The 26,864-nt window shown below is 62.0% G+C and carries 26 protein-coding genes and 1 tRNA gene; 14 read left to right on the top strand and 13 right to left on the bottom strand.

Going from position 1 to position 26,864, the window contains the following annotated elements:
• Nucleotides 1-162: 162 nt before the first annotated feature.
• On the bottom strand, nucleotides 163-2,823 hold the full coding sequence (alaS, locus tag P7F60_RS10755; protein ID WP_277917732.1) for an alanine--tRNA ligase: 2,661 nt from the start codon (nucleotides 2,821-2,823) through the stop codon (nucleotides 163-165).
• A 158-nt stretch (nucleotides 2,824-2,981) separates the two neighbouring features.
• Entirely contained in the window at nucleotides 2,982-4,070 is a 1,089-nt protein-coding gene (recA, locus tag P7F60_RS10760) for a recombinase RecA (RefSeq protein WP_277917733.1), read from the bottom strand.
• A gap of 221 nt (nucleotides 4,071-4,291) precedes the next feature.
• Between recA and P7F60_RS10765 the strand changes: the two genes are divergently transcribed.
• Both P7F60_RS10765 and P7F60_RS10770 read left to right on the top strand, forming a co-directional pair.
• A complete protein-coding gene (locus P7F60_RS10765) occupies nucleotides 4,292-5,230 on the top strand; it encodes a carbohydrate kinase family protein (protein ID WP_277917734.1) in 939 nt (312 codons plus the stop codon).
• A gap of 45 nt (nucleotides 5,231-5,275) precedes the next feature.
• The gene (locus P7F60_RS10770) at nucleotides 5,276-6,196 is read left to right on the top strand and encodes a pseudouridine-5'-phosphate glycosidase (RefSeq protein ID WP_277917735.1); all 921 of its coding nucleotides are present in this window, start codon (nucleotides 5,276-5,278) and stop codon (nucleotides 6,194-6,196) included.
• Between the two features lie 54 nt (nucleotides 6,197-6,250).
• Here P7F60_RS10770 and P7F60_RS10775 read toward each other — a convergent pair whose 3' ends face one another.
• On the bottom strand, nucleotides 6,251-8,857 hold the full coding sequence (locus P7F60_RS10775) for a PAS domain-containing sensor histidine kinase (RefSeq protein ID WP_277917736.1): 2,607 nt from the start codon (nucleotides 8,855-8,857) through the stop codon (nucleotides 6,251-6,253).
• Nucleotides 8,858-9,157: 300 nt separating this feature from the next.
• Between P7F60_RS10775 and P7F60_RS10780 the strand changes: the two genes are divergently transcribed.
• Nucleotides 9,158-9,991: a flagellar biosynthetic protein FliO gene (locus P7F60_RS10780; protein ID WP_277917737.1), complete on the top strand. Its 834-nt coding sequence runs from the start codon at nucleotides 9,158-9,160 to the stop codon at nucleotides 9,989-9,991.
• A 94-nt stretch (nucleotides 9,992-10,085) separates the two neighbouring features.
• Here the strand turns inward: P7F60_RS10780 and dksA are convergent, their stop codons facing one another.
• Nucleotides 10,086-10,505, bottom strand: a complete 420-nt coding sequence (gene dksA, locus P7F60_RS10785) for an RNA polymerase-binding protein DksA (RefSeq protein ID WP_277917738.1) — start codon at nucleotides 10,503-10,505, stop codon at nucleotides 10,086-10,088.
• Nucleotides 10,506-10,635: 130 nt separating this feature from the next.
• On the bottom strand, nucleotides 10,636-10,890 hold the full coding sequence (locus P7F60_RS10790) for a hypothetical protein (RefSeq protein ID WP_277917739.1): 255 nt from the start codon (nucleotides 10,888-10,890) through the stop codon (nucleotides 10,636-10,638).
• On the opposite strand from P7F60_RS10790, the gene P7F60_RS10795 reads away from it, so the two are divergent.
• Nucleotides 10,877-11,359, top strand: a complete 483-nt coding sequence (locus tag P7F60_RS10795; RefSeq protein ID WP_277917740.1) for a histidine phosphatase family protein — start codon at nucleotides 10,877-10,879, stop codon at nucleotides 11,357-11,359. The two genes, P7F60_RS10790 and P7F60_RS10795, sit on opposite strands and share 14 nt — an antisense overlap.
• 88 nt (nucleotides 11,360-11,447) lie before the next feature.
• The gene (locus tag P7F60_RS10800) at nucleotides 11,448-12,074 is read left to right on the top strand and encodes a MarC family protein (RefSeq protein WP_277917741.1); all 627 of its coding nucleotides are present in this window, start codon (nucleotides 11,448-11,450) and stop codon (nucleotides 12,072-12,074) included.
• Between the two features lie 69 nt (nucleotides 12,075-12,143).
• Here the strand turns inward: P7F60_RS10800 and P7F60_RS10805 are convergent, their stop codons facing one another.
• Complete coding sequence (locus P7F60_RS10805; protein WP_277917742.1) at nucleotides 12,144-12,671, bottom strand: GNAT family N-acetyltransferase; 528 nt, start codon at nucleotides 12,669-12,671, stop codon at nucleotides 12,144-12,146.
• Nucleotides 12,672-12,698: 27 nt separating this feature from the next.
• The gene (locus P7F60_RS10810; RefSeq protein WP_277917743.1) at nucleotides 12,699-13,220 is read right to left on the bottom strand and encodes a single-stranded DNA-binding protein; all 522 of its coding nucleotides are present in this window, start codon (nucleotides 13,218-13,220) and stop codon (nucleotides 12,699-12,701) included.
• A gap of 266 nt (nucleotides 13,221-13,486) precedes the next feature.
• Between P7F60_RS10810 and uvrA the strand changes: the two genes are divergently transcribed.
• The 3 genes from uvrA to P7F60_RS10825 are packed head-to-tail and all read left to right on the top strand — an operon-like array spanning nucleotide 13,487 to nucleotide 17,883.
• Complete coding sequence (gene uvrA / locus P7F60_RS10815; RefSeq protein ID WP_277917744.1) at nucleotides 13,487-16,408, top strand: excinuclease ABC subunit UvrA; 2,922 nt, start codon at nucleotides 13,487-13,489, stop codon at nucleotides 16,406-16,408.
• Between the two features lie 4 nt (nucleotides 16,409-16,412).
• Nucleotides 16,413-17,036: a glutathione S-transferase family protein gene (locus tag P7F60_RS10820; protein WP_277917745.1), complete on the top strand. Its 624-nt coding sequence runs from the start codon at nucleotides 16,413-16,415 to the stop codon at nucleotides 17,034-17,036.
• A 34-nt stretch (nucleotides 17,037-17,070) separates the two neighbouring features.
• Entirely contained in the window at nucleotides 17,071-17,883 is an 813-nt protein-coding gene (locus P7F60_RS10825) for a DUF72 domain-containing protein (protein WP_277917746.1), read from the top strand.
• A gap of 80 nt (nucleotides 17,884-17,963) precedes the next feature.
• Here the strand turns inward: P7F60_RS10825 and ald are convergent, their stop codons facing one another.
• Nucleotides 17,964-19,082, bottom strand: coding sequence for an alanine dehydrogenase (ald, locus tag P7F60_RS10830; protein WP_277917747.1), 1,119 nt, complete (start codon nucleotides 19,080-19,082; stop codon nucleotides 17,964-17,966).
• 155 nt (nucleotides 19,083-19,237) lie between these two features.
• Between ald and P7F60_RS10835 the strand changes: the two genes are divergently transcribed.
• Both P7F60_RS10835 and P7F60_RS10840 read left to right on the top strand, forming a co-directional pair.
• Nucleotides 19,238-19,699, top strand: a complete 462-nt coding sequence (locus tag P7F60_RS10835; protein WP_277917748.1) for an Lrp/AsnC family transcriptional regulator — start codon at nucleotides 19,238-19,240, stop codon at nucleotides 19,697-19,699.
• Between the two features lie 95 nt (nucleotides 19,700-19,794).
• Complete coding sequence (locus P7F60_RS10840) at nucleotides 19,795-20,154, top strand: PilZ domain-containing protein (protein ID WP_277917749.1); 360 nt, start codon at nucleotides 19,795-19,797, stop codon at nucleotides 20,152-20,154.
• 108 nt (nucleotides 20,155-20,262) lie between these two features.
• Here P7F60_RS10840 and P7F60_RS10845 read toward each other — a convergent pair whose 3' ends face one another.
• Entirely contained in the window at nucleotides 20,263-21,231 is a 969-nt protein-coding gene (locus tag P7F60_RS10845) for a LysR family transcriptional regulator (protein WP_277917750.1), read from the bottom strand.
• Nucleotides 21,232-21,371: 140 nt separating this feature from the next.
• Between P7F60_RS10845 and P7F60_RS10850 the strand changes: the two genes are divergently transcribed.
• Complete coding sequence (locus P7F60_RS10850; RefSeq protein WP_277917751.1) at nucleotides 21,372-21,986, top strand: FMN-dependent NADH-azoreductase; 615 nt, start codon at nucleotides 21,372-21,374, stop codon at nucleotides 21,984-21,986.
• 69 nt (nucleotides 21,987-22,055) lie between these two features.
• Here the strand turns inward: P7F60_RS10850 and P7F60_RS10855 are convergent, their stop codons facing one another.
• Both P7F60_RS10855 and ilvA read right to left on the bottom strand, forming a co-directional pair.
• Nucleotides 22,056-22,379 (bottom strand): HlyU family transcriptional regulator, encoded by a 324-nt coding sequence (locus P7F60_RS10855; protein ID WP_277917752.1) that lies wholly within the window; start codon nucleotides 22,377-22,379, stop codon nucleotides 22,056-22,058.
• A gap of 164 nt (nucleotides 22,380-22,543) precedes the next feature.
• Complete coding sequence (gene ilvA, locus P7F60_RS10860; RefSeq protein WP_277917753.1) at nucleotides 22,544-23,794, bottom strand: threonine ammonia-lyase; 1,251 nt, start codon at nucleotides 23,792-23,794, stop codon at nucleotides 22,544-22,546.
• 207 nt (nucleotides 23,795-24,001) lie between these two features.
• On the opposite strand from ilvA, the gene P7F60_RS10865 reads away from it, so the two are divergent.
• Nucleotides 24,002-24,601, top strand: coding sequence for a hypothetical protein (locus P7F60_RS10865; RefSeq protein ID WP_277917754.1), 600 nt, complete (start codon nucleotides 24,002-24,004; stop codon nucleotides 24,599-24,601).
• 25 nt (nucleotides 24,602-24,626) lie between these two features.
• Here the strand turns inward: P7F60_RS10865 and P7F60_RS10870 are convergent, their stop codons facing one another.
• Nucleotides 24,627-25,127 carry a hypothetical protein gene (locus P7F60_RS10870; protein ID WP_277917755.1) on the bottom strand — a complete coding sequence of 167 codons (501 nt, stop codon included), beginning with the start codon at nucleotides 25,125-25,127 and terminating at the stop codon, nucleotides 24,627-24,629.
• Nucleotides 25,128-25,334: 207 nt separating this feature from the next.
• On the opposite strand from P7F60_RS10870, the gene P7F60_RS10875 reads away from it, so the two are divergent.
• Together P7F60_RS10875 and P7F60_RS10880 are read left to right on the top strand one after the other, a co-directional pair.
• Nucleotides 25,335-25,419: transfer RNA gene (locus P7F60_RS10875), tRNA-Leu, on the top strand.
• A 148-nt stretch (nucleotides 25,420-25,567) separates the two neighbouring features.
• Nucleotides 25,568-26,143, top strand: a complete 576-nt coding sequence (locus P7F60_RS10880; RefSeq protein WP_277917756.1) for a hypothetical protein — start codon at nucleotides 25,568-25,570, stop codon at nucleotides 26,141-26,143.
• A gap of 77 nt (nucleotides 26,144-26,220) precedes the next feature.
• Here P7F60_RS10880 and wrbA read toward each other — a convergent pair whose 3' ends face one another.
• A complete protein-coding gene (wrbA, locus tag P7F60_RS10885; RefSeq protein WP_277917757.1) occupies nucleotides 26,221-26,820 on the bottom strand; it encodes an NAD(P)H:quinone oxidoreductase type IV in 600 nt (199 codons plus the stop codon).
• Nucleotides 26,821-26,864 lie beyond the last annotated feature (44 nt).

Raw genomic sequence — 26,864 nt, forward strand, 5'->3', positions numbered from 1 at the left:
CACGGCTGATGTGCGACGTTTGACTGCGGAATGCAAGTCTTGGTTCGCGCCTTTGCCGGCCGAATGCAAAAAGCCCCGCGCCGAGGCGCGAGGCTTCAAAGGAATACAGAGCATTGTACGGGCCGCTCGTCTGGATTGGCAAAGCGACCACGCCCGTCACCATCAGCCGCCGAGGGCCGCAGCGACTGCCTCGATGGCCTCCGCTGCCTTCGCACCGTCCGGGCCGCCGGCCTGGGCCATATCCGGCCGGCCGCCGCCGCCCTTGCCACCAAGCGCGGCCGAGGCGATGCGCACCAGATCGACGGCGCTGAAGCGTTCGGTCATGTCCGGCGTCACCGCGACCACCGCGCTCGCCTTGCCGTCCTCGGCAACACCGATCAGCGTCACGACACCGGAGCCGATGCTGGTCTTTCCGTCATCGGCCAGACCCTTGAGATCCTTGGGATCGACGCCGGAAATCGCCTTGCCGAGGAATTTCACGCCGCCGATCTCGCGCACGGCATCCGCCGCGCCGCCCTGGCCACCGCCCATGGCGAGCTTGCGCTTGGCATCGGCCAGTTCGCGCTCCAGCTTGCGGCGTTCGTCAACCATGGATTCGACGCGAGAGAGAACCTCGCCCGGCTGCACCTTCAGCGCCGTCGCCAGGGCTTTCACTCGCTCATCCTGTTCGGCCAGATAGATGCGCGCCGCCTCGCCCGTCACCGCCTCGATGCGGCGGACGCCGGCGCCGACAGCGCTTTCGGAGAGGATGCGCACCAAGCCGATATCGCCGGTGGCATTGACATGCGTGCCGCCGCAGAGTTCGACCGAATAGGCCTTGCCGGCCTTGGAGCCATGCACGCCACGACCCATCGACACGACGCGGACTTCATCGCCGTATTTTTCACCGAACAGCGCCATCGCGCCTTCGGCGATGGCGTCATCGACGGTCATGAGGCGCGTTGTGACCGGCGCGTTCTGCAGCACGATCTCGTTGGCCATGTCCTCGACGACTTTCAACTCCTCCGCCGACATGGGCTTCGGATGCGATACGTCGAAGCGCAGACGCTCGGGCGCGACCAGCGAACCCTTCTGCGCCACATGGGTGCCGAGCACTTCACGCATGGCTTCATGCAACAGGTGGGTGGCGGAGTGGTTGGAGCGCAGCCGAGCGCGGCGGGCGTGATCGACGGCCAGGGCGACCGCGTCACCGACCTTCAGCGTGCCTTCAGAAACGGTGGCCGAATGCACGAACAGGCCTTCGCCCTTCTTCTGGGTATCGGAGACCGACACCTTGGCATGGTCGGTAGAGATTACGCCGGCATCACCCATCTGGCCACCGGATTCGCCATAGAACGGCGTCTGGTTGACGACGATCTGTACCTGCTCGCCGGCATTGGCGGCATCGACCGATGCGCCGTCGCGCACAATGGCCTGCACCACGCCTTCGGCGGTTTCGGTATCGTATCCGAGGAATTCGGTCGCGCCGTGCTTTTCCTTGAGCTCGAACCAGATCGTTTCCGTCGCCTTGTCGCCGGAACCAGCCCAGTGCGAACGCGCTTCCGCCTTCTGGCGCTCCATGGCATCGGTGAAGCCGGCGAGATCGACATTGATGCCGCGGGCGCGCAGCGCGTCCTGCGTCAGGTCGAGCGGGAAGCCATAGGTGTCGTAGAGCTTGAAGGCGGTTTCGCCGTCGAGCATATCGCCTTTGCCAAAAGTGGCGGTCGCATCCGAGAGCAGGCCGAGGCCGCGCTCCAGCGTCTTGCGGAAGCGGGTTTCCTCCAGCTTCAGCGTTTCGGAAATCAGCGCCTCGGCGCGAACGAGCTCGGGATAGGCGCGGCCCATCTGGGCGACGAGTGCGGGAACCAGCTTCCACATCAGCGGATCGCGGGCGCCAAGAAGCTGCGCATGGCGCATGGCGCGACGCATGATGCGGCGCAGGACATAACCACGGCCTTCGTTGGACGGCAACACGCCATCGGCGATCAGGAAGGAGGCCGAGCGCAGATGGTCGGCGATGACGCGGTGGCTGGCGCGACGCTCACCCTCGGCCTTGACGCCGGTCGCCTCTTCGGAGGCGGCGATCAGGGCGCGGAACAGGTCGATGTCGTAATTGTCATGCTTGCCCTGCAGCACAGCCGCGACGCGCTCCAGGCCCATGCCGGTATCGATCGACGGACGCGGCAGGTTGACGCGCTCTTCCTTGGAAATCTGCTCGTACTGCATGAAGACGAGGTTCCAGATTTCGATGAAGCGGTCGCCATCCTCCTCCGGCGAGCCGGGCGGGCCGCCCCAGATATGGTCGCCGTGGTCATAAAAAATTTCCGAACAGGGGCCGCAGGGGCCGGTATCGCCCATCGCCCAGAAATTGTCGCTGGTCGGGATGCGGATGATCTTCTGGTCCGGCAGCCCGGCGATCTTCTTCCAGAGGTCGAAGGCTTCGTCGTCGGTATGGTAGACCGTAACCAGCAGGCGCTCGCGGTCGAGGCCGAATTCCCTGGTGATCAGGTTCCAGGCCAGTTCGATGGCGCGCTCCTTGAAATAATCGCCGAAGGAGAAATTGCCGAGCATTTCGAAGAAGGTATGGTGGCGGGCGGTATAACCTACATTGTCGAGGTCGTTATGCTTGCCGCCGGCGCGCACGCATTTCTGCGCGGTGGCCGCCGTCGAGTAGGGACGCTGCTCCAGGCCGGTGAAGACGTTCTTGAACTGCACCATGCCGGCATTGGTAAACATCAGGGTCGGGTCGTTGCGCGGCACAAGCGGGCTGGAAGACACGACCTCATGGCCGTTCTTTTTAAAGTAGTCGAGAAAGGTCGACCGGATTTCATTCACACCGCTCATGATACGCCCTTCATTCACGCCGGACCCCGGCATTCTTCTTAATCAAAGTTACCGGCTTTTATCGCTCGTGCCGCACCCTGTCCAGCACCGCACAGCAAAACCGGCCGTACATCTTTCGAAATACGGCCGGCGCAAGGAAACGGAAAAGATAGGCGGGATTAAGCTTCCGCCGCCGAATCCCCATCCTCGGCTTCCGGGCCGCCGTTCTGCAAGAAGCGGTCGGCGATCAGGCCGGCATTCTGGCGCAGAGCCATTTCGATCTCACGGGCGAGATCAGGATTGTCGCGCAGGAAGGACTTGGCGTTTTCACGCCCCTGCCCCAGGCGCTGGCTGTTATAGGAGAACCAGGCACCGGACTTTTCGACGATACCGGCCTTGACGCCGAGATCGACCAGCTCGCCGGTCTTCGAGACGCCTTCGCCATACATGATGTCGAATTCGACCTGCTTGAAGGGAGGCGCCATCTTGTTCTTGACGACCTTGACGCGGGTCTGGTTGCCGACCACCTCGTCACGCTCCTTGACCGAGCCGATACGGCGGATATCGAGACGGACCGAAGCATAGAACTTCAGCGCGTTACCGCCCGTCGTCGTCTCGGGCGAACCGAACATCACCCCGATCTTCATGCGAATCTGGTTGATGAAGATCACCATGGTGTTCGACTTGGAGATCGATGCCGTCAGCTTGCGCAACGCCTGGCTCATCAGGCGGGCCTGCAGGCCCGGCAGGCTATCGCCCATCTCGCCCTCGATTTCGGCGCGCGGCGTGAGCGCCGCGACTGAATCGACGACCAGCACGTCGATGGCGCCGGAGCGCACCAGCGTATCGGTGATTTCAAGCGCCTGCTCGCCGGTATCCGGCTGGGAGATCAGCAGGTTCTGCAGATCGACGCCGAGCTTGCGGGCATAGACCGGATCGAGCGCATGTTCGGCATCGACGAAGGCGCAGATGCCGCCCTTCTTCTGCGCCTCGGCAATGGTCTGCAGCGCCAGCGTCGTCTTGCCCGAGCTTTCCGGGCCATAAATTTCGACGATACGTCCCTTCGGCAGACCGCCGACGCCGAGCGCGATATCCAGGCTGAGAGAGCCGGTGGAGACGGTTTCGATCTCCACGACATTCTCGTTGGAGCCGAGCTTCATGATCGAGCCCTTGCCGAAGGAGCGCTCGATCTGCGAAAGAGCTGCGTCCAGTGCCTTGCTTTTATCCACCGCTTTGTCCTCTACGAGCCGCAAACTATTCTGTGACATCGGGTCCACCTTTAGGTTATTGAAGCCGCACTGGCAACGAAACTGCTGTTACGCCATATGTACTCTTTTTGTTCTTATTCTTCAAGAGCCGATCAAGCACCTGATTCAAAAAAGAAATCACGCATGCGTTCCCTTTCTGTTTTCATGTGTATTATCAGAGGATTGCGATCCTCGTCCGCAGAAATGAATGATCGAATCGGGCTTTTTTCGGAGGGCGGGCGATGACGAAAGTGGTGGTTTGCGGCGGTGCGCATGTGGATCGGCGGGGGCGAATCTCGGGCCTCACCGCGCCCGGCGCGTCCAATCCCGGCTCCTGGTTCAGCGAGGCTGGCGGCGGCGGGTTCAATGCGGCGCGCAATCTCGCCCGGCTCGAGCTTTCGGTGACGATGATTTCGCCGCGCGGCGGCGATGCCGAGGGCGACATGGTGACCACGGCCGCCGAACAGGCCGGGGTCATCGACCGTCCCTTCATCTTTCTCGACCGACGCACGCCGAGCTATACGGCCATCCTGGAAAACGACGGCAATCTGGTCATCGCGCTCGCGGATATGGAGCTTTACAAGCTGTTCACGCCGCGCCGCGCGGCCATGCGTGCGATCCGCGATGCGATTGCCGATGGCGAGCTTCTGCTCTGCGACGCCAACCTGCCGGAAGAGACGATCCTGGCGCTGACGCGGCAGGCGAAAGGACTTGGCAAGCGGGTGGCGGGCATCGCGATTTCGCCGGCGAAGGTGGTCCGTTACCGACAGGCGATCGGGCTGCTCGATTTCCTGTTCATGAACGAAGCCGAGGCGCGGGCGCTGGCGGGACGAAATGTCGCCGACATGGCGGAATGGCCGGGGCTGCTGCGCGCGGCCGGACTGCGTGGCGGCGTGGTGACGCGCGGCGGCAAATCCCTGGTGGCCTTCGACGGCGAAAACGCGGCGCTGCTGGCGCCGCCGTTTGTTTCCGCTGTCGATGATGTCACAGGGGCGGGAGATTCGCTTGCAGCCGGCACGATTTTCGGCTTGATGGGCGGCTTGGACATCGCGCAGGCGGCTCGCCTGGGGATCGCCTGCGCAGCCATCACTCTGCAATCGCCCTATGCGACGAGTGAACTCCTCTCCCAGGACAGCATGCGGACGGCGCTGATGCGCGTTCCCGAGGCGCAAGCGCTCTAAGGGAAACATCTGGCGCCCGTTCGCGCCAGCCAACGGATACGAACCATGACAGAGACCAAGTCCACTCTTCCGATCGTCTATTCGCGTGAAGTCGCCGACGCCAAGGCCGGGGGCCTGCCGCTGGTGGCGCTCGAATCGACGATCATCACCCATGGCATGCCCTATCCCGGCAATATCGACATGGCGCGCAGCGTCGAGGCGATCATCCGTGCCGAGGGCGCGGTGCCGGCGACCATTGCCGTTCTCAACGGCGTGCTACATATCGGCCTCGAAGAGCCGCAGCTCGAGGCGCTGGCGCAGACCAGGGACGCGATGAAGGTGTCGCGCGCCGACCTACCCTTCTCGATCGCCGAAGGGCGTACCGGAGCGACCACCGTCGCGGCGACAATGATTGCGGCAGCGCTCGGCGGCGTGCGCGTCTTCGCGACCGGCGGCATCGGCGGCGTGCATCGCGGCGCCGAGGAGAGCTTCGATATCTCGGCCGACCTCGAAGAATTGGCGCGCACGGCTGTCATCGTCGTCTGCGCCGGGGCCAAGGCGATCCTTGATATTCCGAAGACATTGGAAGTGCTGGAAACGCGCGGCGTACCGGTCGTTACCTTCGGTTCGCGCGATTTCCCGGCCTTCTGGTCGCGGGTCTCGGGCTTTGCCAGCCCGCTGACCCTGAATAGCGCCGAAGGCATCGCCCGCTTCCAATCCGTGCGCGAACAGATGAGCATCGATGGCGGCATGCTGATCGCCAATCCGGTGCCGGAGCAGGATGAAATCGGCCGGGACGAGATGGAAGGCTTTATCAGCCAAGCCATTGATGCAGCGGAAGAAGACGGTATTAGCGGCAAGGCGGTGACGCCCTACCTGCTGTCGAAAATCTTCGACCTGACAAACGGCCGCAGCCTCAAGACCAATATCGCGCTGGTGGAAAACAATGCCCGCCTCGCCGCCCGCATCGCGGTCGCGCTGAAATAACAAAAAGGGGCGGATCGTGGGATCCGCCCCTCTTATAAAGACAACCGTCCGGCATCATTTGCCGCCGTCGAGCATTTCCCAGACGGCTTCGGCCAGTTGCTTGAGCGAAAACGGTTTCGGCAGGAAGCCGAACTTGGCCTCGGCGGGCAGGTTTCGGGCGAAGGCATCCTCTGCATAGCCCGAGACGAAGATGAATTTCAGGTCCGGATATTTCTTGCGCAGCTCGCCGAGCAGCGTCGGGCCGTCCATCTCCGGCATCACCACATCGGAGACGACGATATCGACCTTGCCGTCGAGTTCGTCCATAATGTCGAGCGCTTCGATGCCGGAGCCGGCCTCATGCACGGTGTAGCCACGCGTTTCCAGCATGCGCTTGCCGCCGCGCCGCACCGCCTCCTCGTCCTCGACCAGGAGGACGACGGCGGATTTCCCGGTGAGATCGACGGGCTCGGATTTTTTGGGCTTTTCCGCTTCGGTCGCAGCCGGCGCGACCGGCAAGTTCTCGTTGGCGGCGATGACAGGCGCGACCTCGATCACATGGCGCGGCAGGAAGATGCGGAACACCGTGCCCTTGCCGACTTCCGATTCCGGATGGATGTAGCCGCCGGACTGCTTGACGATACCATAGACCATGGCCAGTCCAAGTCCGGTGCCCTTGCCGACCTCCTTGGTGGTAAAGAAGGGCTCGAAGATCTTGTCCATGATCTCGGGCGGAATGCCGGTGCCGGTATCGGCGACCTCGATCATGACCAGATCGTCATTCGGCAGTTCGGGATAATTCAGGCTCGCCACCTCGGCGGCGGGAAGGTTACGGGTGCGCAGCGTGATCGTGCCGCCATTCGGCATGGCATCGCGCGCATTGACACAAAGATTGATCAGCACCTGCTCGAACTGTGACAGGTCAGTCTTCACCGGCCAGAGATCGCGGCCGTAATCGACCGTCAGCTTGACATTGGTGCCGGAAATCAGCCGGTCGACCAGCATGCGCAAGTCGCCGACGACATCGGTGAGACTGAGCACGGTCGGGCGCATCGTCTGCTTGCGCGAGAAGGCGAGCAATTGCCGGACCAGCACGGCGGCGCGGTTGGCGTTGCGCTTGATTTCCATCAGGTCGGCGAAGCTGGCATCCGAGGGGCGCACCTGCAGCAGCAGATGGTCGGAAGAGAGCAGGATCGCCGTCAGCACATTGTTGAAATCATGGGCGATGCCGCCGGCGAGCGTGCCGACCGCGTTCATCTTCTGCGTCTGGGCCATCTGATTTTCCAGGGCCTTCTGCTCGGTTACCTCGACCGCATAGACGATCGCCACCTCTTCCGGATCGTCGTCGTTCTGATCGATGACGGCGTTGACATAAAAGCGGAAATGGCGCGTGTCATCCTTGGGATGGCGGGAGTCGATGGGCGCGATATCGCCCTGGCGGTCGCGTGCCGCCGAGAGTGCCTGCAACAGCCGCGAGCGATCCTGATCGTGAACGATGGTTTCCAGCAGCGCGCCGCGCTCGATATCGTCACGCGAGACGACACTGGAAAACATCTTCAGGAAGGGTGCGTTGGTGCGCAGGATGCGGCCCTCGCCATCGACCGAGGCGATGGCCATCGGCGTGTTATTGAAGAAGCGGGCGAAACGCATCGAAGCGGCGGAGGCGGAGCCGTCGACATCGTCAGCGCCCTGGCGGGTGAGCACGATGGTCAGGCTTTCGCCCGGCGCGCCGTCACGCAACGCGGTCACCCGATGCACCATCTGCACCGGCAGGCTCTGGCCGTTCGAGCGGCGCAGGTCGAGATTGAAGGTTTCGGTGCGGTTCAGCCCCGGCTCGGCCTTCACCGACTGGATTAGCGCCAGTCCCTCGCCGGCGACGAGGTCGCCGATGCTCATCGAGCCCGGCGCGAATTTGGTCAGGTCGATGCCCAGCCATTCGGCCAGTGTGGCGTTGAGATAGACGATCTCGCCCTTGCGGCCAGCCGAGAAGAAGCCGGCGGGCGCATGGTCGAGATAATCGATGGCGTTCTGCAATTCCTTGAAGAAGCGCTCCTGATCGTCGCGATCAATGGTGATGTCGGTGATCTGCCAGACATGCAGCGCGCTTTTTCCGTCTGTCTTCGGCAAGAGCCTCGCCTTCAACCGATACCAGTGGGCGGCCGGGCCAGCGCTCGCCGCGCCCAGCGGCCGCATCAGGCGGAATTCCTCATGGCCGTCGCGGCCTTCGCGCAGGCCATTGGTGAGACGATACAACGCCTCGTTGGATTCGCGATGGCGCGACAGCAGGGTTTCCAGCGTCTGCACCTCTGTCGGCTTGGCCGCGCCGGTCAGCACGCCATAGGCGGCATTGGCATAGACGACTCGGCCGCGCTCGTCGGTGATCAGCGTGCCGTCCGGATGGCTGTCGAGGAAGGATTTGCCAAGCCCGTCAGACTGACGCTGCGGCATCACCTCGATGAAGCCGATGACCGACGACACCAGGAAGAACACGCCGACCATGGCGAGAACGCCGAGCAGACCGAGCACGATCTCGTTGCCGAGCTGGCGCTTGAAGACGACGAAAGCGACCGACATGCCGATCAGCACGATCGCCAGCAGAATGATGCGCGCCGCCGTGCCGGAGCGCACGTCGCGATCGACCAAGGGCGCATTCTTGTCGCCTTGTGGCGGCACTTTCGTCATGAATTCCTCGCAACTGGCTGCGCGCCGACGGCCTCGGGCAGGTGGAATCAGCAGCACTTTCCAGATCTATCAATTTGTCGCTATCGCAAAAAGCTTAAGCATCTCGCCTTCGCCCACCTATTCACAAAGATTTACGTCATCTTGTGGCGGCGGCGCTCGACAGGCCGCTGTCACCACGGCAAAATCAGCGGTAAGACGCCTCGAACCGCGCCACCGGCCCATCTTCCGGTGCGTAACCGCGAATTGCGCCTTGACCGGAATCGCCGCCGCCGCAACAGTCGGTTCCTGGAGAACTATAGCATGGAAGACGTCGTCGGAAATTATGGAGGACGCCTGCTCGTCGCGATCGCGGGCGTCGGCATAGCGCTGGCCTGCCTTGTGATGGTCCTGCGCTTCATTCGCAATCGCGGCCCGCTGCCCTTCCTGCGCGCCAGCCGCGGCCGGGAGAACCGCCTGCAGGTGCTCGACAGCACCCCTGTCGATACCCGCCGCCGCCTTGTGTTGGTGCGGCGCGACAATGTCGAGCATCTGATCATGATCGGCGGCCCGACCGATGTGGTGATCGAAAGCAGGATCGTCGCCGAAGGCGACGCCGACTATGACGATATTTCCGAAGCATTCCCCGCCGCCAGCTTTTATGACGACGACGAGACGAAGGACGACCATGCCTTCGAGGACGCGCGCGACGACGCCCCGCCCCATCCGGCCTTCACGCCGCCCTGGCGTGAGGAACCGGCGCGCGCGGCCATAGGCCCCGCCGAGGCCTGGCGCAGCCGCGCCGAAAGCCGATTTAATAGCGAAGCGACGCCGTCCGAGCCACGCCCGGTCACACCGCCTGCCGTGACGGCGAAACCGGAGCCGCCGCGCCGCGCCGCGCCTGCGCAGACCACGGCTCCCCCCAAAGCGGCGGTGATCAGCGAACAGATGAACGATTTCGAGCGCATGCTGGAAGCCGAAATGGCCTCGCGCCTCGAAGCCGGCCGCGCCAACCAGCAACGCTCCCAGCCGACCTCCGTCCGTCCGGCGACGCCGGCTGCCCCGCGCAACACGGGCGGACCGCCGCCCCCCGCCAATGCCGACCAGCGCGCCATGCAGGCTCAGATGGCGCGCATTTTCGGCGGCGAAAACAATTAAGACAGCTCGCAAATAAAAATGCCGTGCGATCCCGGGATCGCACGGCAAGTAAAATCATGGAGATCGCGATATCGTTGCCTCGCGACCGGATGCGTTATTCGTCCCGATAGACCTTCTCGCGCCGCTCGTGACGCTCCTGGGCCTCGATCGACAGGGTTGCGATCGGACGAGCGTCGAGCCGCTTCAGACCGATCGGCTCACCTGTCTCCTCACAGTAGCCGTAGGTGCCGTCGTCGATCCGCTGCAAGGCTGCATCGATTTTCGAAATCAGCTTGCGCTGCCGGTCCCGCGCCCGGAGCTCGATCGCCCGGTCGGTTTCCGACGAAGCACGGTCAGCCAAGTCGGGATGATTTGCGCTTTCCTCAGCCAGATGCCCGAGCGTTTCGCGGGCTTCACGCAGGATGTCGTTTTTCCATGCGATCAGTTTTGCGCGAAAATAGGCACGCTGGCTGGCATTCATGAACTCATCGGATTCCGAGAGAACATAGTTGTTAAGATCGATCTTCTCACTCAACGCGATTCTCCTGAAGAACATCTCAATGGCGGGTGTATACCTTAACAGCCATTGGCGATTCAAGTCTCAGAGAGGCTTTGAGCACAATAATAAATCTGACTTAAAATTCCGCTAAACGTCTCTTTTTTCATCAAAATTCCAAGCAGATCGCAGCAGGGCGAAAGATGGAAGCAAGTTTGGCAAGCAAGCTCCGCGCCAGTTTGCGTTTCGCGCCATCCGTTTCGCAATGGAACAGGCGGTCGATTGTCTGTGCCGCAAGCCGCGACAAGGCTGGATTAGCCAGCGACATTCTGTAATCTTGCCGCCACCGGAAAGGCGGCGCGACGCGGGCGCCCCGATTGCCGTACCAGACACCACGGAGCCAGTTCTTCATGCCATGCAGCATCACCCGCCTCTATCTCCTTCGCCACGCGAAAGCGGCCGCCGCACGGCCGGGCGAGCGTGACAAGCAGCGCGAACTCGACCCGACCGGCCGCGAAGAAGCCGCTTTCATTGGAGATGAGATGCGGCAGGCGGGCTGGACGCCGGATGCGCTGGTATCCTCATCTGCAACGCGCTGCCGGCAGACCAGCGACATCGTGCTTGCCGGCCTCAGCGACAACGTAGCGCTCGACGTCGCCGACATTCTTTATGAGGGCAGTCTCGATACATATCTCACCGTGCTAGCATCGCGACCGGAAACGTCGGTGATGCTGGTCGGCCACAATCCGACCATGGAGGAACTGTTCGAGCGGCTGGCCGGATCGGAAGAAACGCACCGCCATTTTCCCAGCGGCTATCCGACCGCCGGTCTTGCCGTCCTCGACAGGACCGGCGTCGGCGAATGGCAGGTCACAGCGGTGGTGACTCCCTGAGGAGACTTCCAGCGTTCATGACCGCCGGATGGCCGCGGTGGCGAAGAAAGGAATGCCCGCCGGCCCCGGGCAAAGGGGATGACGTACCGTGGACATATTGATCAATGCCCTGACGACGTTGCTGGTAACGCTCGATCCGCCCGGCCTCGCACCGATTTTTTTGGGTCTCACCGTCGGCATGAGCCGTGACCAGCGCAAGCAGGTAGCGCTACGCGGCACCGTCATCGCCTTCTTCATCCTCGCCGTCTTCGCCCTGTTCGGGGCCAGCGTGCTGGCTGTGCTTGGCATTTCCATCGGCGCGTTCCGGCTGGCGGGCGGGCTGCTGCTTTTCTGGATCGCCTTCGAAATGGTGTTCGAAAAGCGCCAGGAGCGAAAGGAAAAAACCTCGGAAGTGGCGATCACCAAGGATCACATCCACAATATCGCCGTCTTCCCCCTCGCTCTGCCTCTGATCGCCGGCCCTGGCGCCATCTCGGCGACCATCCTGCTGGCCGCCTCGATGCCGACCGCCATCGGGCGGCTGCAACTCATTGCCATCATCGCCTTCTGTGCGGCGCTGCTCTACGCGACGATGGTGGTCGCCGAGCGCATCGACCGCTTTCTCGGCGTCACCGGCCGCGCCATCCTGACCCGCCTGCTCGGCGTCATCCTCGCCGCCCTTGCCGCACAATTCGTCGTCGACGGCATCCGTTCGGCCTTCGCCCTGCCGTCATAAAATCTGCCCGCTGAATTGGCGAACTGGCTCAAGACCTTGCCAATTCGACACGGCCGTCACCGGCAATTTTTATGATATGGGCTGCCGCTTTGTGTCGAGTATCTTTGCCATCGTGATCGCGTCGATAAAGCGCTCGTCAATACAGACGGCGTGTTTGTGCAAACCTTCGGAAATGAAGCCGGCTTTTTCATAGAGCGCGATGGCCGGCATGTTGTCCGCATGAACAGAAAGCTCGATACGTATGAACCTTTCCTGAGATGCTTTTTCCAGTGCTGCATAGATCAATCGACGCCCCACGCCTCTCCCCCGATAAGCGGAAATAATTCCCATCCCCAAGGTGCCTCTATGCGCATGGGACGGAAAAAAATCCCGCCGAATATCGCACCAGCCGACAACCTGACCATCGCAAACCGCAACCAATTGCGGGTTCCGTTTGTCTATCATGTCGAGCACGAACTCACGGATTCTGGGAAGCGGCGGCGCTTCAAGCATCGTCAGATACTTGCGTTCACGCGCCACCGCATCGAGTGCGTCATGAAAACCGTCGATATGCGCTGCCGTTATAGCAGCAATCTCGATTTCAGGTGTGGCATCCATCGGCTCTATTCACCCGTCCGTTTACAATCAGAAGGGAATGTCGTCGTCGAGGTCGCGCGAGAAATTACCACCACCGGAGCTGCCCTGGCTGCCACGGCTCTGGCCACCGCCACGCGGGGCGGAGGATTGGCCGAAATCATTATCGTAGCCGCCGCCGGAGCCGTAGTCGCTGCCAACGCTACGGCCACCGCCTTCGCCGCGACCATCCAGCATGGTCAGCGTCGAATTGAAGCCCTGCAGGACGACTTCCGTCGAGTACCGGTCCTGCCCGTCGCGGTCCTGCCACTTGCGGGTCTGCAAAGCGCCTTCGATATAAAGCTTGGCGCCCTTCTTCACATATTGCTCGACCACCTTGCACAGGCCTTCGTTGAACACGACGACACTGTGCCATTCGGTCTTTTCGCGGCGCTCGCCGGAATTGCGGTCGCGCCAGGTCTCCGACGTGGCGATCCGCAGGTTCGCGATCGGCTTGCCGTCCTGCGTGCGCCGGATTTCCGGATCCGCACCGACGTTTCCGATCAGAATTACCTTGTTGACACTGCCAGCCATACGCCTCACCCTGCCTGCCGCCATCCCGGCGGCATCCGTTTTCGTTATCGCGGTATCTTAAACCAATATAATCCGCTCGCGGTCCTCTGACGACAATAATCCACAAACAAATTTGTTCTTTTTTTGTTCTAATAATTCGCTATGCTGCCGTCAAGTGAGTCCTGGGTGGCGAATCCTGGATTTCCATCTCGACATGCCCGAAAGCGTGACTACATAAGGACCGGATTGACCGGATGTCCCTTGCCGGCCGGATATGAGTGAGCCCCATGAGTGAGTTGAAGTCGATTTCCATCCGCGGTGCGCGCGAGCACAATCTGAAAGGCATCGACCTCGATCTGCCGCGCAATTCGCTGATCGTCATGACCGGCCTGTCGGGTTCGGGCAAATCTTCGCTCGCCTTCGACACGATTTATGCCGAGGGACAGCGTCGCTATGTCGAAAGCCTTTCGGCCTATGCGCGCCAGTTCCTGGAAATGATGCAGAAGCCGGATGTCGATCAGATCGACGGATTGTCGCCGGCGATTTCGATCGAGCAGAAGACGACCTCGCGCAATCCGCGCTCGACGGTCGGCACGGTCACCGAAATCTACGATTATATGCGCCTGCTCTTCGCGCGCGCCGGCATTCCCTATTCGCCGGCGACCGGCCTGCCGATCGAAAGCCAGACGGTCAGCCAGATGGTCGACCGCGTGCTGGAATTCGAAGAAGGCACGCGCCTTTATATTCTCGCGCCGATGGTGCGCGGCCGCAAGGGCGAGTACAAGAAGGAACTCGCCGAACTGATGAAGAAGGGGTTCCAGCGCGTCAAGGTCGACGGCCAGTTCTACGAGATCGCCGAGGTGCCGGCGCTGGACAAGAAATACAAGCACGACATCGACGTGGTGGTCGACCGCCTGGTGGTGCGCACCGATATCGCCGCGCGCTTGGCCGACAGCCTGGAAACCAGCCTGAAGCTGGCTGACGGGTTGGCCGTCGCCGAATTCGCCGACAAGCCGCTGCCGGCCGAAGAGACGGCGGCCGGCGGCTCGGCCAACAAGTCGCTGAACGAGACGCACCAGCGAGTGCTGTTTTCGGAAAAATTCGCCTGCCCCGTCTCCGGTTTCACCATTCCGGAAATCGAGCCGCGCTTGTTTTCCTTCAACAATCCTTTTGGTGCTTGTCCCTCCTGCGACGGCCTCGGCTCACAGCAGAAGATCGACGAGGCGCTGATCGTGCCCGAGCACGACCGCCGCCTCAAGGACGGTGCCATCGCGCCCTGGGCAAAATCCTCATCGCCCTATTATAACCAGACGCTGGAGGCGCTTGGCCAGGCCTACGGCTTCAAGTTGACGGATCGCTGGGCTGATCTGCCTGCGCCGGCGCAGAAGGCGATCCTGCACGGCACCGACGAGAAGATCGAATTCCACTATGCCGACGGTGCCCGCTCCTACAAGACGACCAAGACTTTCGAAGGCATCGTTCCCAATCTCGAACGGCGCTGGAAGGAAACCGATTCCGCCTGGGCGCGCGAGGAGATCGAGCGCTACATGTCGGCCGCGCCCTGCCCGGCCTGCAACGGCTATCGCCTGAAGCCGGAAGCGCTGGCGGTGAAGGTGCATGGCCTGCATATCGGTCAGGTCACCGACATGTCGATCCGCATCGCCCGCGACTGGTTCGAGGAATTGCCGGCCCATCTCAGCGCCAAGCAGAACGAAATCGCCGTGCGCATCCTCAAGGAAATCCGCGAGCGCCTGCGCTTCCTCAACGATGTCGGCCTGGATTATCTCAGCCTGTCGCGCAATTCCGGCACGCTGTCGGGTGGCGAAAGCCAGCGCATTCGTCTCGCCTCGCAGATAGGCTCGGGCCTGACAGGCGTGCTTTACGTGCTTGATGAGCCCTCCATCGGCCTGCATCAACGCGACAATGCCCGCCTGCTTGAAACGCTGAAGCACCTGCGCGACATCGGCAATACCGTCATCGTCGTCGAGCATGACGAGGATGCGATCCTGACGGCCGATTACGTCGTCGATATCGGTCCCGCCGCCGGCGTGCATGGCGGTCAGGTCGTGGCCGAGGGCACGCCGCAGCAGGTGATGGACAATCCGAAATCCCTCACCGGCAAGTATTTGTCGGGCGAACTCGGCGTGCGAGTTCCAGCCGAACGGCGAAAGCCGAAGAAGGGCAAGGAAATCAAGGTTATCGGCGCACGCGGTAACAATCTGAAGAATGTCACGGCTTCGATCCCGCTCGGCGTCTTCACAGCGGTGACAGGCGTGTCCGGTGGCGGCAAGTCGACCTTCCTGATCGAGACGCTCTACAAGGCGGCGGCGCGTCGCGTCATGGGTGCGCGTGAAAATCCGGCCGACCACGACCGCATCGACGGCTTCGAGCATATCGACAAGGTCATCGACATCGACCAGTCGCCGATCGGGCGCACGCCGCGCTCCAACCCAGCGACCTATACCGGCGCCTTCACGCCGATCCGTGACTGGTTCGCCGGCCTGCCGGAAGCCAAGGCGCGCGGCTACCAGCCGGGCCGCTTCTCCTTCAACGTCAAGGGCGGCCGCTGCGAGGCCTGCCAGGGCGACGGCGTCATCAAGATCGAGATGCATTTCCTGCCGGATGTCTACGTCACCTGCGACGTCTGCCACGGCAAGCGTTACAATCGCGAAACGCTCGATGTCACCTTCAAGGGCAAGTCGATCGCCGACGTGCTCGACATGACCGTCGAGGAAGGCGTCGAGTTCTTCGCGGCGGTGCCGGCGGTGCGCGACAAGCTGCAATCGCTGAAGGATGTCGGCCTCGGCTATATCAAAGTCGGTCAGCAGGCCAATACGCTCTCCGGCGGCGAGGCGCAGCGCGTCAAGCTCGCCAAGGAGCTGTCGAAGCGCTCGACGGGGCGCACGCTCTACATCCTCGACGAGCCGACGACCGGCCTGCATTTCCACGATGTCGCCAAGCTCTTGGAAATGCTGCAGGAACTGGTGAACCAGGGCAATTCGGTCGTGGTCATCGAGCACAATCTCGAAGTCATCAAGACCGCAGACTGGATCCTCGATTTCGGTCCGGAAGGCGGCGATGGCGGCGGCGAGATCGTCGCGATCGGCACGCCGGAAACCATTGTCAAGGAAAAGCGCTCCTATACCGGCCAGTTCCTCAAGGAACTGCTGGAGCGTCGCCCCTCGAGGGCCGCTGCGGCGGCGGAGTGATGCCATGATCCTGATCGGCCAATACGATTCCTCCTTCGTGCGCCGCGTGGCGCTGGCATTGCGCATCTACGGCCTGCCCTTCGAGCACCGGCCGTGGTCGGTGTTTGGCGATGGCGAGCGCATCCGCGAACTCAACCCGCTGATGCGGGTGCCGACCATGGTGCTGGATGACGGTTTCGTGCTGGTCGACAGCGTCACCATCCTCGACCATATCGATGGCCTGGTGCCGGAGAGCCGGCGGCTTTGGCCACAGGGCGAAAAGCGCCGCCATGCCATGAAAGTGGCCGCGCTCGCCACCGGCCTCGCCGACAAGGCCGTCAGCCTGTTTTATGAGATGCGGCTGCATGAATATGGCTCCGAAATCTGGTCGAAGCGTTGCGCTTCGCAGATCGGTTCCACGCTTGCGGCGCTGGAGGATATCTGCGCGGCTAAAACAGGGGAATTTCTGTTCGAGGGCCGCATCACCCATGCGGATGTCGCCGTCGTCTGCGCGATGCGGCATGCTGCGGAATCCCATCCCGATCTGCTGAAGCTTGATGATTACGCTGCGCTCGCAACCCATTGCCGGCATTTCGAGGCGCAGGTGGCGTTCCAGGAAATTTCTCAACCTTTCATTCCACCGTCTTGAATTTTCTCTCGAAGCACCAATTGGGGATCCTCAGATGACGAAGCAAGGCACGATCCGCACCGGCATCGGCGGCTGGACGTTCGAACCGTGGCGCGGACATTTCTATCCTGCCGATCTCAAGCAGAAAGACGAGTTGCATTACGCCAGCCGCCAGATGCGCATCATCGAGGTCAACGGCACCTATTACAGCACCCAGAAGCCGGAAACCTTCGCGAAATGGGCGGCGGATGTGCCCGAGGATTTCGTCTTCTCGCTGAAGGCAACGCGTTTCGTTACCAATCGCCGTGTGCTGGCCGAAGCCGGCGAGTCGATGGAAAAGTTCCTGTCCTCCGGCATCAGCGAGCTTGGCGATCATCTCGGTCCGCTGCTCTGGCAGTTCGCACCGACGAAGAAATTCGATCCGCAGGATTTCGAGGCGTTTCTGAAACTGCTGCCGGCGAAGCAGGACGGCATTGCTTTGCGCCATGTGGTGGAAGTGCGCCACGATTCCTTCAAGGTACCGGAATTCGTAACGATGCTGGAAAAATATGGCGTGGCCCCGGTTTGCGCCGAGCATTTCGATTATCCAATGGTGGCAGACGTCACCGCCGATTTCGTCTATGCCCGCCTGCAGAAAGGCTCGGACGATATTCCGACCTGCTACGACGACAAGGATCTGGGCGACTGGGCCGAGCGGCTGAAGACCTGGGCTGAGGGCAAGGTGCCCAGCGACCTGCCGCTGGTCGATGAGCACAGGAAGGTCGAGAAAATGCCGCGCGACGTCTATGCCTTCATGATCCATGAGGGCAAGGTCAATGCGCCGCATGGCGCGATCGCCCTGCAGGCACGGATCGACGGGACGGCTTGAGTGGAAGGCGGTCGCGGCCGTCGGTTTCGACAAAATAGAAGCACCGCGCGTCGGTGACGCGCGGTGCATTGACGGAGAAATCAAGCGACGTTCAGCACGCTTTCCGGCGCATAGGCTTCGTAGCCGAGCGCTTCGGCGACCGGAGCGTTGGTGATGCGGCCTTTGTGGACATTGAGGCCGTTGCGCAGGTGCCGGTCCTCGGCGATGGCCCGGAGGCCGCGATCGGCAAGCGCGAGGCCATGATGCAGCGTCGCATTGTTGAGCGCATGCGCCGAAGTGATCGGCACGGCGCCGGGCATGTTGGCCACGCAATAATGAATGATGCCGTCGACCTCATAGGTCGGGTCGGAATGGGTGGTGGCGTGCGAGGTTTCGAAGCAGCCGCCCTGGTCGATGGCGACGTCGACGATCACGGCGCCTTTCTTCATGCCGGAAAGCATTTCGCGAGTCACCAGCTTCGGTGCGGCAGCGCCCGGAATGAGCACGGCGCCGATGACGAGATCGGCGGAGAAGACTTCGTCTTCGAGCGCATCGATGGTCGAGAAACGGGTGTGCACGCGGCCGTTGAAGATATCGTCGAGCTGGCGCAGGCGCGGCAGCGAGCGGTCGAGAATGGTGACGTCTGCCCCGAGCCCGGCGGCCATCCTGGCGGCATGCAGGCCGACGACGCCGCCGCCGATGACCGCCACCTTGGCCGGCATAACGCCGGGAACGCCGCCGAGCAGGATGCCGCGGCCGCCATTGGCCTTCTGTAGCGCCACGGCGCCGGCTTGGATCGACAGGCGGCCGGCGACTTCGGACATCGGCGCGAGCAGCGGCAGGCCGCCGCGCTCGTCTGTCACGGTTTCATAGGCCACCGCCGTCACACCGGAAGCGAGCAGGCCCTTGGTCTGTTCCGGATCGGGCGCGAGGTGAAGATAGGTATAGAGGATCTGGCCGTCCCTCAGTTGCGTCCATTCGCTGGCTTGAGGTTCCTTGACCTTCACGACCATGTCCGACTTTTCGAACACATCCTTGGCGGAGCCGACAATTTTCGCGCCGGCGGCGATATAGGCGGCGTCATCGGCACCGATGCCGGCACCCGCCTTGGTTTCGATCAGCACCTCATGGCCATGCGCCACATATTCGCGCACCGCACCGGGGGTGAGACCGACACGATATTCATGGTTCTTGATTTCCTTCGGGCAACCGACACGCATGGAGCGTTCCTCTCTTGTTTATAGGCTTTCGGCCGTTTGTTGACGAAATCAGGAGACCAGAAAAGAACCGCAATGTCCTTGCAAAGAGGCTTTGCCAACGGCGCGATCTTCGAATATTCTTGCGTATCTCAGCGAAATTTCAGACGAATCCATCAATGTCGAACCTCGATACCATAGATGCTGCGATCCTGCGGATTCTGCAGCAGAACGGCCGCATGTCGAATGCAGACCTCGCCGCCAAGGTGGGGCTGTCGCCCTCGGCCTGCTCGCGCCGGGTCGATATCCTGGAAAAATCCGGCGTCATCAGCGGCTACCACGCTCGGCTGTCCAACAAGGCGCTGGACTACAAGATGATCGTCATCGTGCATATCTCGCTGAGCGGCCAGTTCGCCAAGACATTGCAGGAATTCGAGGCGGCGGTGAAGAAGTGTCCCAACATCCTCGTCTGCTACCTGATGTCGGGGGAATATGACTATATCCTGCGTGTCGCTGCCAAGGATCTGGAAGATTACGAGCGCATCCATCGCGACTGGCTGTCGGCGCTGCCTCATGTGGTAAAGATCAACTCGTCCTTCGCGCTGCGTGAGATTATCGACCGGCCGAATGTCGGGTTGTAATGCGGCTCGAGAAGACGCATTTCGTTCGAATTGAAGCGATCGCGCAAAGCCCGCATGAAGCTTTCCCGCCTAGACTGATGGCTTCGGACATCAGCATGGGGGAAGTCGTGATCAAAGGCCGTATCAATATGGAAACCCGGAAATCGACGCGCAAGGCGGCGCGGATCGTTGGGAAAATCCGCTATGGTTTGCAGGAGGTCGAAGGCCGCGTCGTCAATCTTTCGGCCGATGGCATCGCGCTCGACCTGCAAACGCCACTGCATGCCGCGACCGGCAGCCAGGTGAAAATCCAGTGCGACGAGATCGGTTATCTCGAGGGCATGGTGCGTTGGTGCAATCGCGGGCGGATCGGCGTGCGCTTCAGCCCGACCTCAAATGCCCGGGCGCAGGTGACATCCTATTTCCGCTTCGTTCACAAGGATGCGCTTCCGAGCTTCGGTCGCCGCGGCACATAAAGCATTTCTGGTGACACGGGTTCACCGGAGATGCTCCATCTTTTTGGTTTTTAGCCCATTGTCCAACGCCGAAGCGATCCCGCTTTGGCTGGAAATGCTCCAGTGCTTCTATTCCGCTGCCTCGGCCGCATTCGGCAGCATCTGTGCCTCGATCATCGTTTCGAAATCCTGGCGATTGGGACAACGCGACAGGCGCTCGCCAAACGTCTGGATCAGCCAGGAGGCGGCCGGGCCGGGCGGATTTGCGTGCTTGCGCACGACATAGATCGGATATTCGCCCTGCTCGTAGGCCGGCAGATCAAGTCGCCTCAGCCGGCCGGCGCGCAGGTCGTCTGTGATCAGCGATGCCGGTATGCCGCCCCAGCCGAGACCGCCGCGGATAAGGTGATGCTTGGTCGCCATGTCGCTGACCCGCCAGATCTTGTAGGACAGCACGTTGAAATCCCGCCCCTTCGTCAGGTCCGAGGCATCGGTGACGACCAGTTGCACCTCCTCGCGCACGTCGTTGAGGGTCAGGGGGCGTCGGAGCCGCGCCAGAGGATGATCGGCGGCGGCGACCGGCATCATGAAAGCATGGCCGATGCGCTCGGCCAGTAGCGCATCGTGCTGCTGCACGACCGCGCCGCCAATGCCGATGGAGGCCTGGTCGTTCAGCACCATGTCCATGACCACGCCGAGTTCCCCGACATTCAGCCGCATGCCGACCGAGGGAAACAGATCGCGAAATTCACGCAGCACGTCGACCACCGCATGTGTCGGCACCATGACGCTGATCGCCAGGCTGACCTCGGCCTCCAGCCCCTGCTTGAATCCCTTGGCGCGGGCGCGCATCACCTGCAGGTCGGCGACGATGCGGCGGGCATCCGACAGCAGCGCCTTGCCGGCATCCGTCAGGCGCGGCTGGCGCAGGCCGGTGCGCTCAAACAGCGGCACGTCGAACTGCGCTTCCAGATTGGCGATGGTATAGCTGATGACCGATTGCGCCCGGTTGAGACTGCGCGAAGCGCCGGAAAAACTACCGCTTTCCGCCACGGCAAGGAAAACCTGGAGCTGATCGAGCGTCGGGTTGGCTTCCATGGACCTATCCAATCTATCGATGACTTCTTTCGAAATTATCCCGGTTTTTTCGATGGAAATCCAGACCTATCTTCTGCCTCGAACAGCGCGCCTCCCCTGCCCCGGCGCCGCAAATTCGAGATTCGCAAAGGAATTCAGTCATGTCTAACATTCTTCTCGTCACTTCCAGCCCGCGTGGCGCCGAGTCCCAGTCCAACCGCATTGCGACCGAGCTGGCCACCAGGCTGGCAGACCAGTCCGGCAAAGCCGTGGTCACCCGCGACCTCGTCAGCAACCCGCTGCCGCATATCGACGGAGTCTTCGCCGCTGCCATCCGCAAGCCGGCCGACCAGCGCAATGCCGAGGAAGCCAAGGCTGCCGCCGTGTCCGACGTGCTGGTCGATGAATTGCTGGCGGCCGACACTCTGGTCATCGGCACAGGCCTGATCAACTTCAACATCTATTCGTCGCTGAAGGCCTGGATCGACCATATCGCCCGCGCCGGCCGCACCTTCACTTATACGGAAAACGGCCCGGTTGGCCTCGCCACCGGCAAGAAGGCCTATCTGGTGCTGGCTTCGGGCGGCGTCTATTCCGATGGCCCGGCCGCCGCGATGAACCACGCCGTACCATATCTGAAGACCGTTCTGGGCTTCATCGGCATTACCGATGTCGAGGTGATCTATGTCGAAGGCCTGGCCTTCGGCCCGGAAGCGGCTGAAAAATCCATCGCCGCCGCCGTCACCCGCGCCAGTGAGCTGGCACAGGCTGCCTGAGCGGGGCGCTTGCACGACATGGAAAAGGCCGGCATCACTGCCGGCCTTTTCGTTCCGTAAAGGCGGGGATCACACCTGACGCGTCTTGGCGCCATCCGAAAACAGGCTCGGGCCGTTCTGGTCGATGATCTGGCGAGCCTTGCGCAGGGTGAATTCGACGGCGTCGTCCGCGGTGGTGAAGACGTCGGCGCGCACGAAGGTGCGCACCAGCGTTTCGCCGTTCACCTGTTTCTCGATGCGCCCCGCCAGGCGATACTGCGATCCCTCGCGCATGGGCTGCGGATAGATGGTGCAATCGCCATGGGCCTGCGGCTCGGCGGAGGGCGCGGGTTCGGCCTTCTCCTGCGCGGGCGCGCCGGAAAACAGGGAAATGATGTTCGACAGGATGGACAAGGGTTCACTCCTCAAGCGCGCTGCGTTCGACCGGGTTCATGCAAGGCGCCTTATCTTGTTGTTTTCGCATGTCTTCACCCGAAACCGGCACAGACAGGCCGGACCATTTCGGCTTACCACATCATGGGCCACCCCAAAAGCTGTTTTGGGATGGCGCTCCCGGCTCAGATGATCAGGTTGGACAGGATTTCGTTTTCGGTGATGTCCTCGAAGCCGAGGCCCGCCGCCTCGAAGCGCTCGACGAGCGCGGCAAAATTTTCCGGCCTGCGGGTTTCGATGCCGATCAGGATCGAGCCGAAATTGCGGGCGGTCTTCTTCAGATATTCGAAGCGGGCGATATCGTCTTCCGGACCCAGCAGATTGAGGAAATCGCGCAAGGCGCCGGGGCGCTGGGCGAGCCGCAGGATGAAGTATTTCTTGACGCCGGAGTATCGCATGGCGCGCTCCTTGACATCGGGCAGGCGCTCGAAATCGAAATTGCCGCCGGAGACCACGGCGACGATATTGCGTCCCGCCAGCAGTTCAGGCGGCAGGGCATTGAGCGTGGCGATCGACAGCGCGCCGGCCGGCTCAAGCACCACGCCCTCGACGTTCAGCATCTCGATCATCGTCACGCAGATGGCGTTCTCGGGAATCAGCACCACTTGCTCCGGCTTGAAGCGGCTGAGTGCGGCGTAGTTCAGGTCACCGATACGGGCGACGGCGGCGCCATCGACGAAATTGTCGACCTTGGGCAAGGTCAGCACATGACCGGCCTCCAGGCTGCGCTTCAGGCTTGGCGCGCCGGCAGGCTCGGTGAAGCGAAAGCCGCTCTCCGGCACCGTTCCTTCCAGATACCCCGTCACCCCGGCGGAAAGGCCGCCGCCGCCGACCGGCAGGATGACGAGATCGGGCTTTTCGCCCTCCGGCATCTGGTCCAGGATTTCGGCGGCGACCGTCGCCTGCCCCTCGATGATGTCGGGGTTGTCGAAAGGCGGCACCATGACGCCGTCGGTTTCGGCCACATGCCGGCGGGCGGCATCGTAGCACTGGTCGAAGAAGTCGCCATGCAGGCGGATGGTGATGAACGGGCCGCCGAAGGCCTGGGTCTTGTCGATCTTCTGCTGCGGCGTGGTCACCGGCATGAAGACGACGCCATGCACCTGGAAATGCCGGCAAACGAAGGCGAAGCCTTGCGCATGGTTGCCGGCGGAGGCGCAGACGAAAATCCGGTCCGTCTGGCCGGCGGCGATCGCCTTGCGGAAGAAATTGAACGCGCCGCGAATCTTGTAGGAGCGGACGGGCGACAGATCCTCGCGCTTCAGCCAGATGGAGGCGCCATAGCGGGCGCTGAGGTAATCGTTGAGTTGCAAGGGTGTCGGCGGGAAAAGCGCGCGCATCGCGGCTTCGGCGTCCAGCACATCCGATCGGTTCACGGTGGTCATCCCCGGGATTCAGTTTTCGACAGGTGCAAGCGTGAAGCGCTCGCATTCTTCACACTCTTTTAGCCTTGATGATGCGATGAATGCCACCATAAAGCGGAGATTTCCGGCGTTTGCGCCGCTGGCAGCCGGCCTGCCTGGCACAAGCGCTGGAAATTGCACCAGAATGACACTCGCCCGGCCTTGAGAAAGGGATTTTCCATGATTTGGACTGCTGCGCGAAAAGCCGCCCTGCCGACCTGTCTTTGCCTCGGCCTCGCGCTGGTCGTCGGCGCAGCAGAAGCCCAGGCCGGGCCGTTGCAGGAGGCGGCCGCGCGCGCCGAGGAAAAGGCGGCGAGCGGCGATGCCATCGGCGCCTATACGATCATGCGCGAAGCGCTTGGCGATTTCGCCGCCAACCTGCCGCTCACCATCGGCAAGGCTGCCTTCGTCGACGGCGTGCCGACCGCCTACGGCATCTATAAGCCGCGCGCCGATTCGGTTTTCAGATCCGGCGAGCCGCTGGTCACCTATGTCGAGCCGATCGGGCTGACCTGGAAAACGACCGGCGACGGCAAGACGCAGACGAATTTCACCGTCGATTTCGAACTGGCCGACAGCAAGGGCGACGTCCTCGCCGCGCAGAAGGCCTTCGGCAATTTCAGCTTCGTCGGCTTCGTGCGCAACCAGGAAATCTTCACCCACCTGACGCTCGACATCACCGGCGCCCAGCCGGGCGATTACGTGCTGCGCTATACGCTGAACGATACGGGCAGCGGCCGCTCGGTGAATTTCGAGCAGCCATTTACGCTCAAGCCTTAGAGATTCCAGGAAAAGCAGAGCTAGGTCAGGGTTTGACGCCCATCACCTCGGCGCAGCGCGACAGGCTGAGGCCTTCGCCATCCGTATCGTTGGAGGCGCGTATCGTCTGGATACGGTCTGCGGGATCGGTGGCGATCTGTATTTCGCAAAACAACGCCTCCTCGCGCGGCCCCGAGATCATCCGCTGGCGCACCGGGCCCGAAGCGGCGAAGGTGGAGGTGGAGGTTTTCGTGACCTTGCCATCAGCGGAGACTTCGGTGGTGACGCTCTGCCCGGTCACGGGCTGTTCGACGCGTTCGTATTGCGCAGGAATGTAGCGGGTCCTGTCGCCGCCGCGCCAGGTATAGACCTTGCCGCCATTGGTCATGCGATAGAGGCTTTCCGGCGGCCCGTATTGCGCGAAGAACATATCGGCGGGCTGGCCGATCCACCGCGACTGGATAGCCTGGTTGGCTTCTTCGGTGGTCGTGCAACCGGCGGCGATCGCGAGCGCGACCACGGCGGCGAGACGGAACTTAAACGGCATGGAAACCCCCTCGATCGAATGCATCAGACGCCCGACTAACGGCAGGACCGGCCGATTCTCAACGGGCGCGGCGGGTCCGCTGAAAATTGGCCGGTGATACCAGCGTCGGCCGTGCAAAATGCCAGCCGCCAATTTCGCGAAACGGAGAAACGAAGTTGCAAACCCGGCCTTGACGACAGCGTATAAGTGCTTGAGAAGAAGCCTCACGCGGACGTGGCGAAACCGGTAGACGCAAGAGACTTAAAATCTCTCGGAGCGATCCGTGCGGGTTCGATCCCCGCCGTCCGCACCATTTTTTCTTACGCGATGCCGCCCTCCGCCCGTCGCGCTTGTTCGTCTTCGGCGCATATTGCTTGCGCGCGTAATCTGAATGAATCCGGTTAGACGTTCTTAAAACCTGATCGGCTAGAAAAGCTTTTTCATACTTTTCCGAGGGTCCGATGGCTGACAAACAGAAATTGCAGAGCTTTACGAATACGCCGACACGCCGTCACACATTCTATTGCTATTGCACGCAGCGTTTTGTTCAGGACCAGGCAATCTTCTTCCTGCTGGTCGATGCCTTCCGCGAGAGCCGCCTGAAGCGGCAGGCGGTGTTTTTGAACGATTGGTTCATCGAAGGAAACATTCCGCAGGCGCTGCAGGACAACGCCTATCTCGGCATCGTCAACATCTCGCAGAAGCTGAAGGAATTCACCAGCACCGGGACGAGCCAGGCAATTTCCAATGTCGGCCGCACCTTCGCCGACAAGCGCGCCAAGCATGGCGGCGGCGTCAGCGGCTTCTTCGGCGCCCTGAAGCAGAAGATGGGCGACACCAAACTCGACGGCAACCTGTTCGATTCGGCGCAATCGCAGGCGGCCGGCATGCTCGGCGATACGAGCCAAGGCTTCGACACCATCTACAAGCCAGACGGCACCTACCAGCCGAGCGGTGTCTTCGCCGCGCAGGTTCCGTTGCTCCGCAAGGAGCTCAAGGCCGTCAACTTCGATCCCGACAGCCTTGGCATCTATTGAATTCTTAAGGAAAAAGGCGGCCTTGAAAGCCGCCTTTTCTGTCTGAAGCGCGGGCCGTGCCGCGCCATTGCCAAGACTCAGCCGGCGAGCTTCGCGGCGATCCGTGCGACATGCTCGCCCTGGAAACGGGCGGCCTGCAGCTCGACTTCGGAGGGCTGGCGCGAACCGTCGCCATCGGTGATCGTGGAGGCGCCATAGGGCGAACCGCCCTTGACCGCATCGACGCCCATCTGGCCCTGGAAAGCATAGGGCAGGCCGACGACCACGAGGCCGTGGTGCAGCAGGGTCGGGATGAAGCCGAGGATGGTCGATTCCTGGCCGCCATGCTGGGTCGCGGAGGACGTGAAGACCGAGCCGACCTTGCCGACCAGTTTGCCCTGCGCCCAGAGTCCGCCTGTCTGGTCCCAGAAATTGCGCATCTGCGAGGCCATGGTGCCGAAACGCGTGCCGCAGCCGACAATGATGGCGTCGTATTCGGCGAGTTCGTCCGGCGTTGCGATCGGCGCGGGCTGGTCGAGCTTGAAATGCGAGTTCCTGGCAACCTCTTCCGGCACAAGTTCCGGAACGCGCTTCACGGCGACCTCGGCGCCGCCGGCGCGCGCACCTTCGGCCACAGCATTTGCCATGCTTTCGATATGCCCATACGACGAGTAATAAAGGACGAGAACTTTTGCCATTGCTTGCTCCATAAACCTGAGGCCGCCATTGCATCGTGCCTGGC

The organism is Rhizobium sp. YJ-22 (assembly GCF_029601685.1).
Classification (GTDB): Bacteria; Pseudomonadota; Alphaproteobacteria; order Rhizobiales; family Rhizobiaceae; genus Metarhizobium.

Excerpts from the sequence above, each read along its gene's own strand:
- P7F60_RS10845 (WP_277917750.1), bottom strand. The coding sequence starts at position 21,231 with ATGGAAGCCAACCCGACGCTCGATCAGCTCCAGGTTTTCCTTGCCGTG.
- P7F60_RS10770 (WP_277917735.1), top strand. The coding sequence starts at position 5,276 with ATGACAGAGACCAAGTCCACTCTTCCGATCGTCTATTCGCGTGAAGTC.
- P7F60_RS10790 (WP_277917739.1), bottom strand. The coding sequence starts at position 10,890 with ATGCTGCATGGCATGAAGAACTGGCTCCGTGGTGTCTGGTACGGCAAT.
- P7F60_RS10850 (WP_277917751.1), top strand. The coding sequence starts at position 21,372 with ATGTCTAACATTCTTCTCGTCACTTCCAGCCCGCGTGGCGCCGAGTCC.
- P7F60_RS10765 (WP_277917734.1), top strand. The coding sequence starts at position 4,292 with ATGACGAAAGTGGTGGTTTGCGGCGGTGCGCATGTGGATCGGCGGGGG.
- P7F60_RS10775 (WP_277917736.1), bottom strand. The coding sequence starts at position 8,857 with ATGACGAAAGTGCCGCCACAAGGCGACAAGAATGCGCCCTTGGTCGAT.
- recA (WP_277917733.1), bottom strand. The coding sequence starts at position 4,070 with ATGTCACAGAATAGTTTGCGGCTCGTAGAGGACAAAGCGGTGGATAAA.
- P7F60_RS10870 (WP_277917755.1), bottom strand. The coding sequence starts at position 25,127 with ATGCCGTTTAAGTTCCGTCTCGCCGCCGTGGTCGCGCTCGCGATCGCC.
- P7F60_RS10795 (WP_277917740.1), top strand. The coding sequence starts at position 10,877 with ATGCCATGCAGCATCACCCGCCTCTATCTCCTTCGCCACGCGAAAGCG.
- alaS (WP_277917732.1), bottom strand. The coding sequence starts at position 2,823 with ATGAGCGGTGTGAATGAAATCCGGTCGACCTTTCTCGACTACTTTAAA.
- P7F60_RS10865 (WP_277917754.1), top strand. The coding sequence starts at position 24,002 with ATGATTTGGACTGCTGCGCGAAAAGCCGCCCTGCCGACCTGTCTTTGC.
- P7F60_RS10780 (WP_277917737.1), top strand. The coding sequence starts at position 9,158 with ATGGAAGACGTCGTCGGAAATTATGGAGGACGCCTGCTCGTCGCGATC.
- wrbA (WP_277917757.1), bottom strand. The coding sequence starts at position 26,820 with ATGGCAAAAGTTCTCGTCCTTTATTACTCGTCGTATGGGCATATCGAA.
- P7F60_RS10825 (WP_277917746.1), top strand. The coding sequence starts at position 17,071 with ATGACGAAGCAAGGCACGATCCGCACCGGCATCGGCGGCTGGACGTTC.
- P7F60_RS10805 (WP_277917742.1), bottom strand. The coding sequence starts at position 12,671 with ATGGATGCCACACCTGAAATCGAGATTGCTGCTATAACGGCAGCGCAT.
- uvrA (WP_277917744.1), top strand. The coding sequence starts at position 13,487 with ATGAGTGAGTTGAAGTCGATTTCCATCCGCGGTGCGCGCGAGCACAAT.
- ald (WP_277917747.1), bottom strand. The coding sequence starts at position 19,082 with ATGCGTGTCGGTTGCCCGAAGGAAATCAAGAACCATGAATATCGTGTC.
- P7F60_RS10820 (WP_277917745.1), top strand. The coding sequence starts at position 16,413 with ATGATCCTGATCGGCCAATACGATTCCTCCTTCGTGCGCCGCGTGGCG.
- P7F60_RS10810 (WP_277917743.1), bottom strand. The coding sequence starts at position 13,220 with ATGGCTGGCAGTGTCAACAAGGTAATTCTGATCGGAAACGTCGGTGCG.
- P7F60_RS10840 (WP_277917749.1), top strand. The coding sequence starts at position 19,795 with ATGGGGGAAGTCGTGATCAAAGGCCGTATCAATATGGAAACCCGGAAA.
- P7F60_RS10880 (WP_277917756.1), top strand. The coding sequence starts at position 25,568 with ATGGCTGACAAACAGAAATTGCAGAGCTTTACGAATACGCCGACACGC.
- P7F60_RS10835 (WP_277917748.1), top strand. The coding sequence starts at position 19,238 with ATGTCGAACCTCGATACCATAGATGCTGCGATCCTGCGGATTCTGCAG.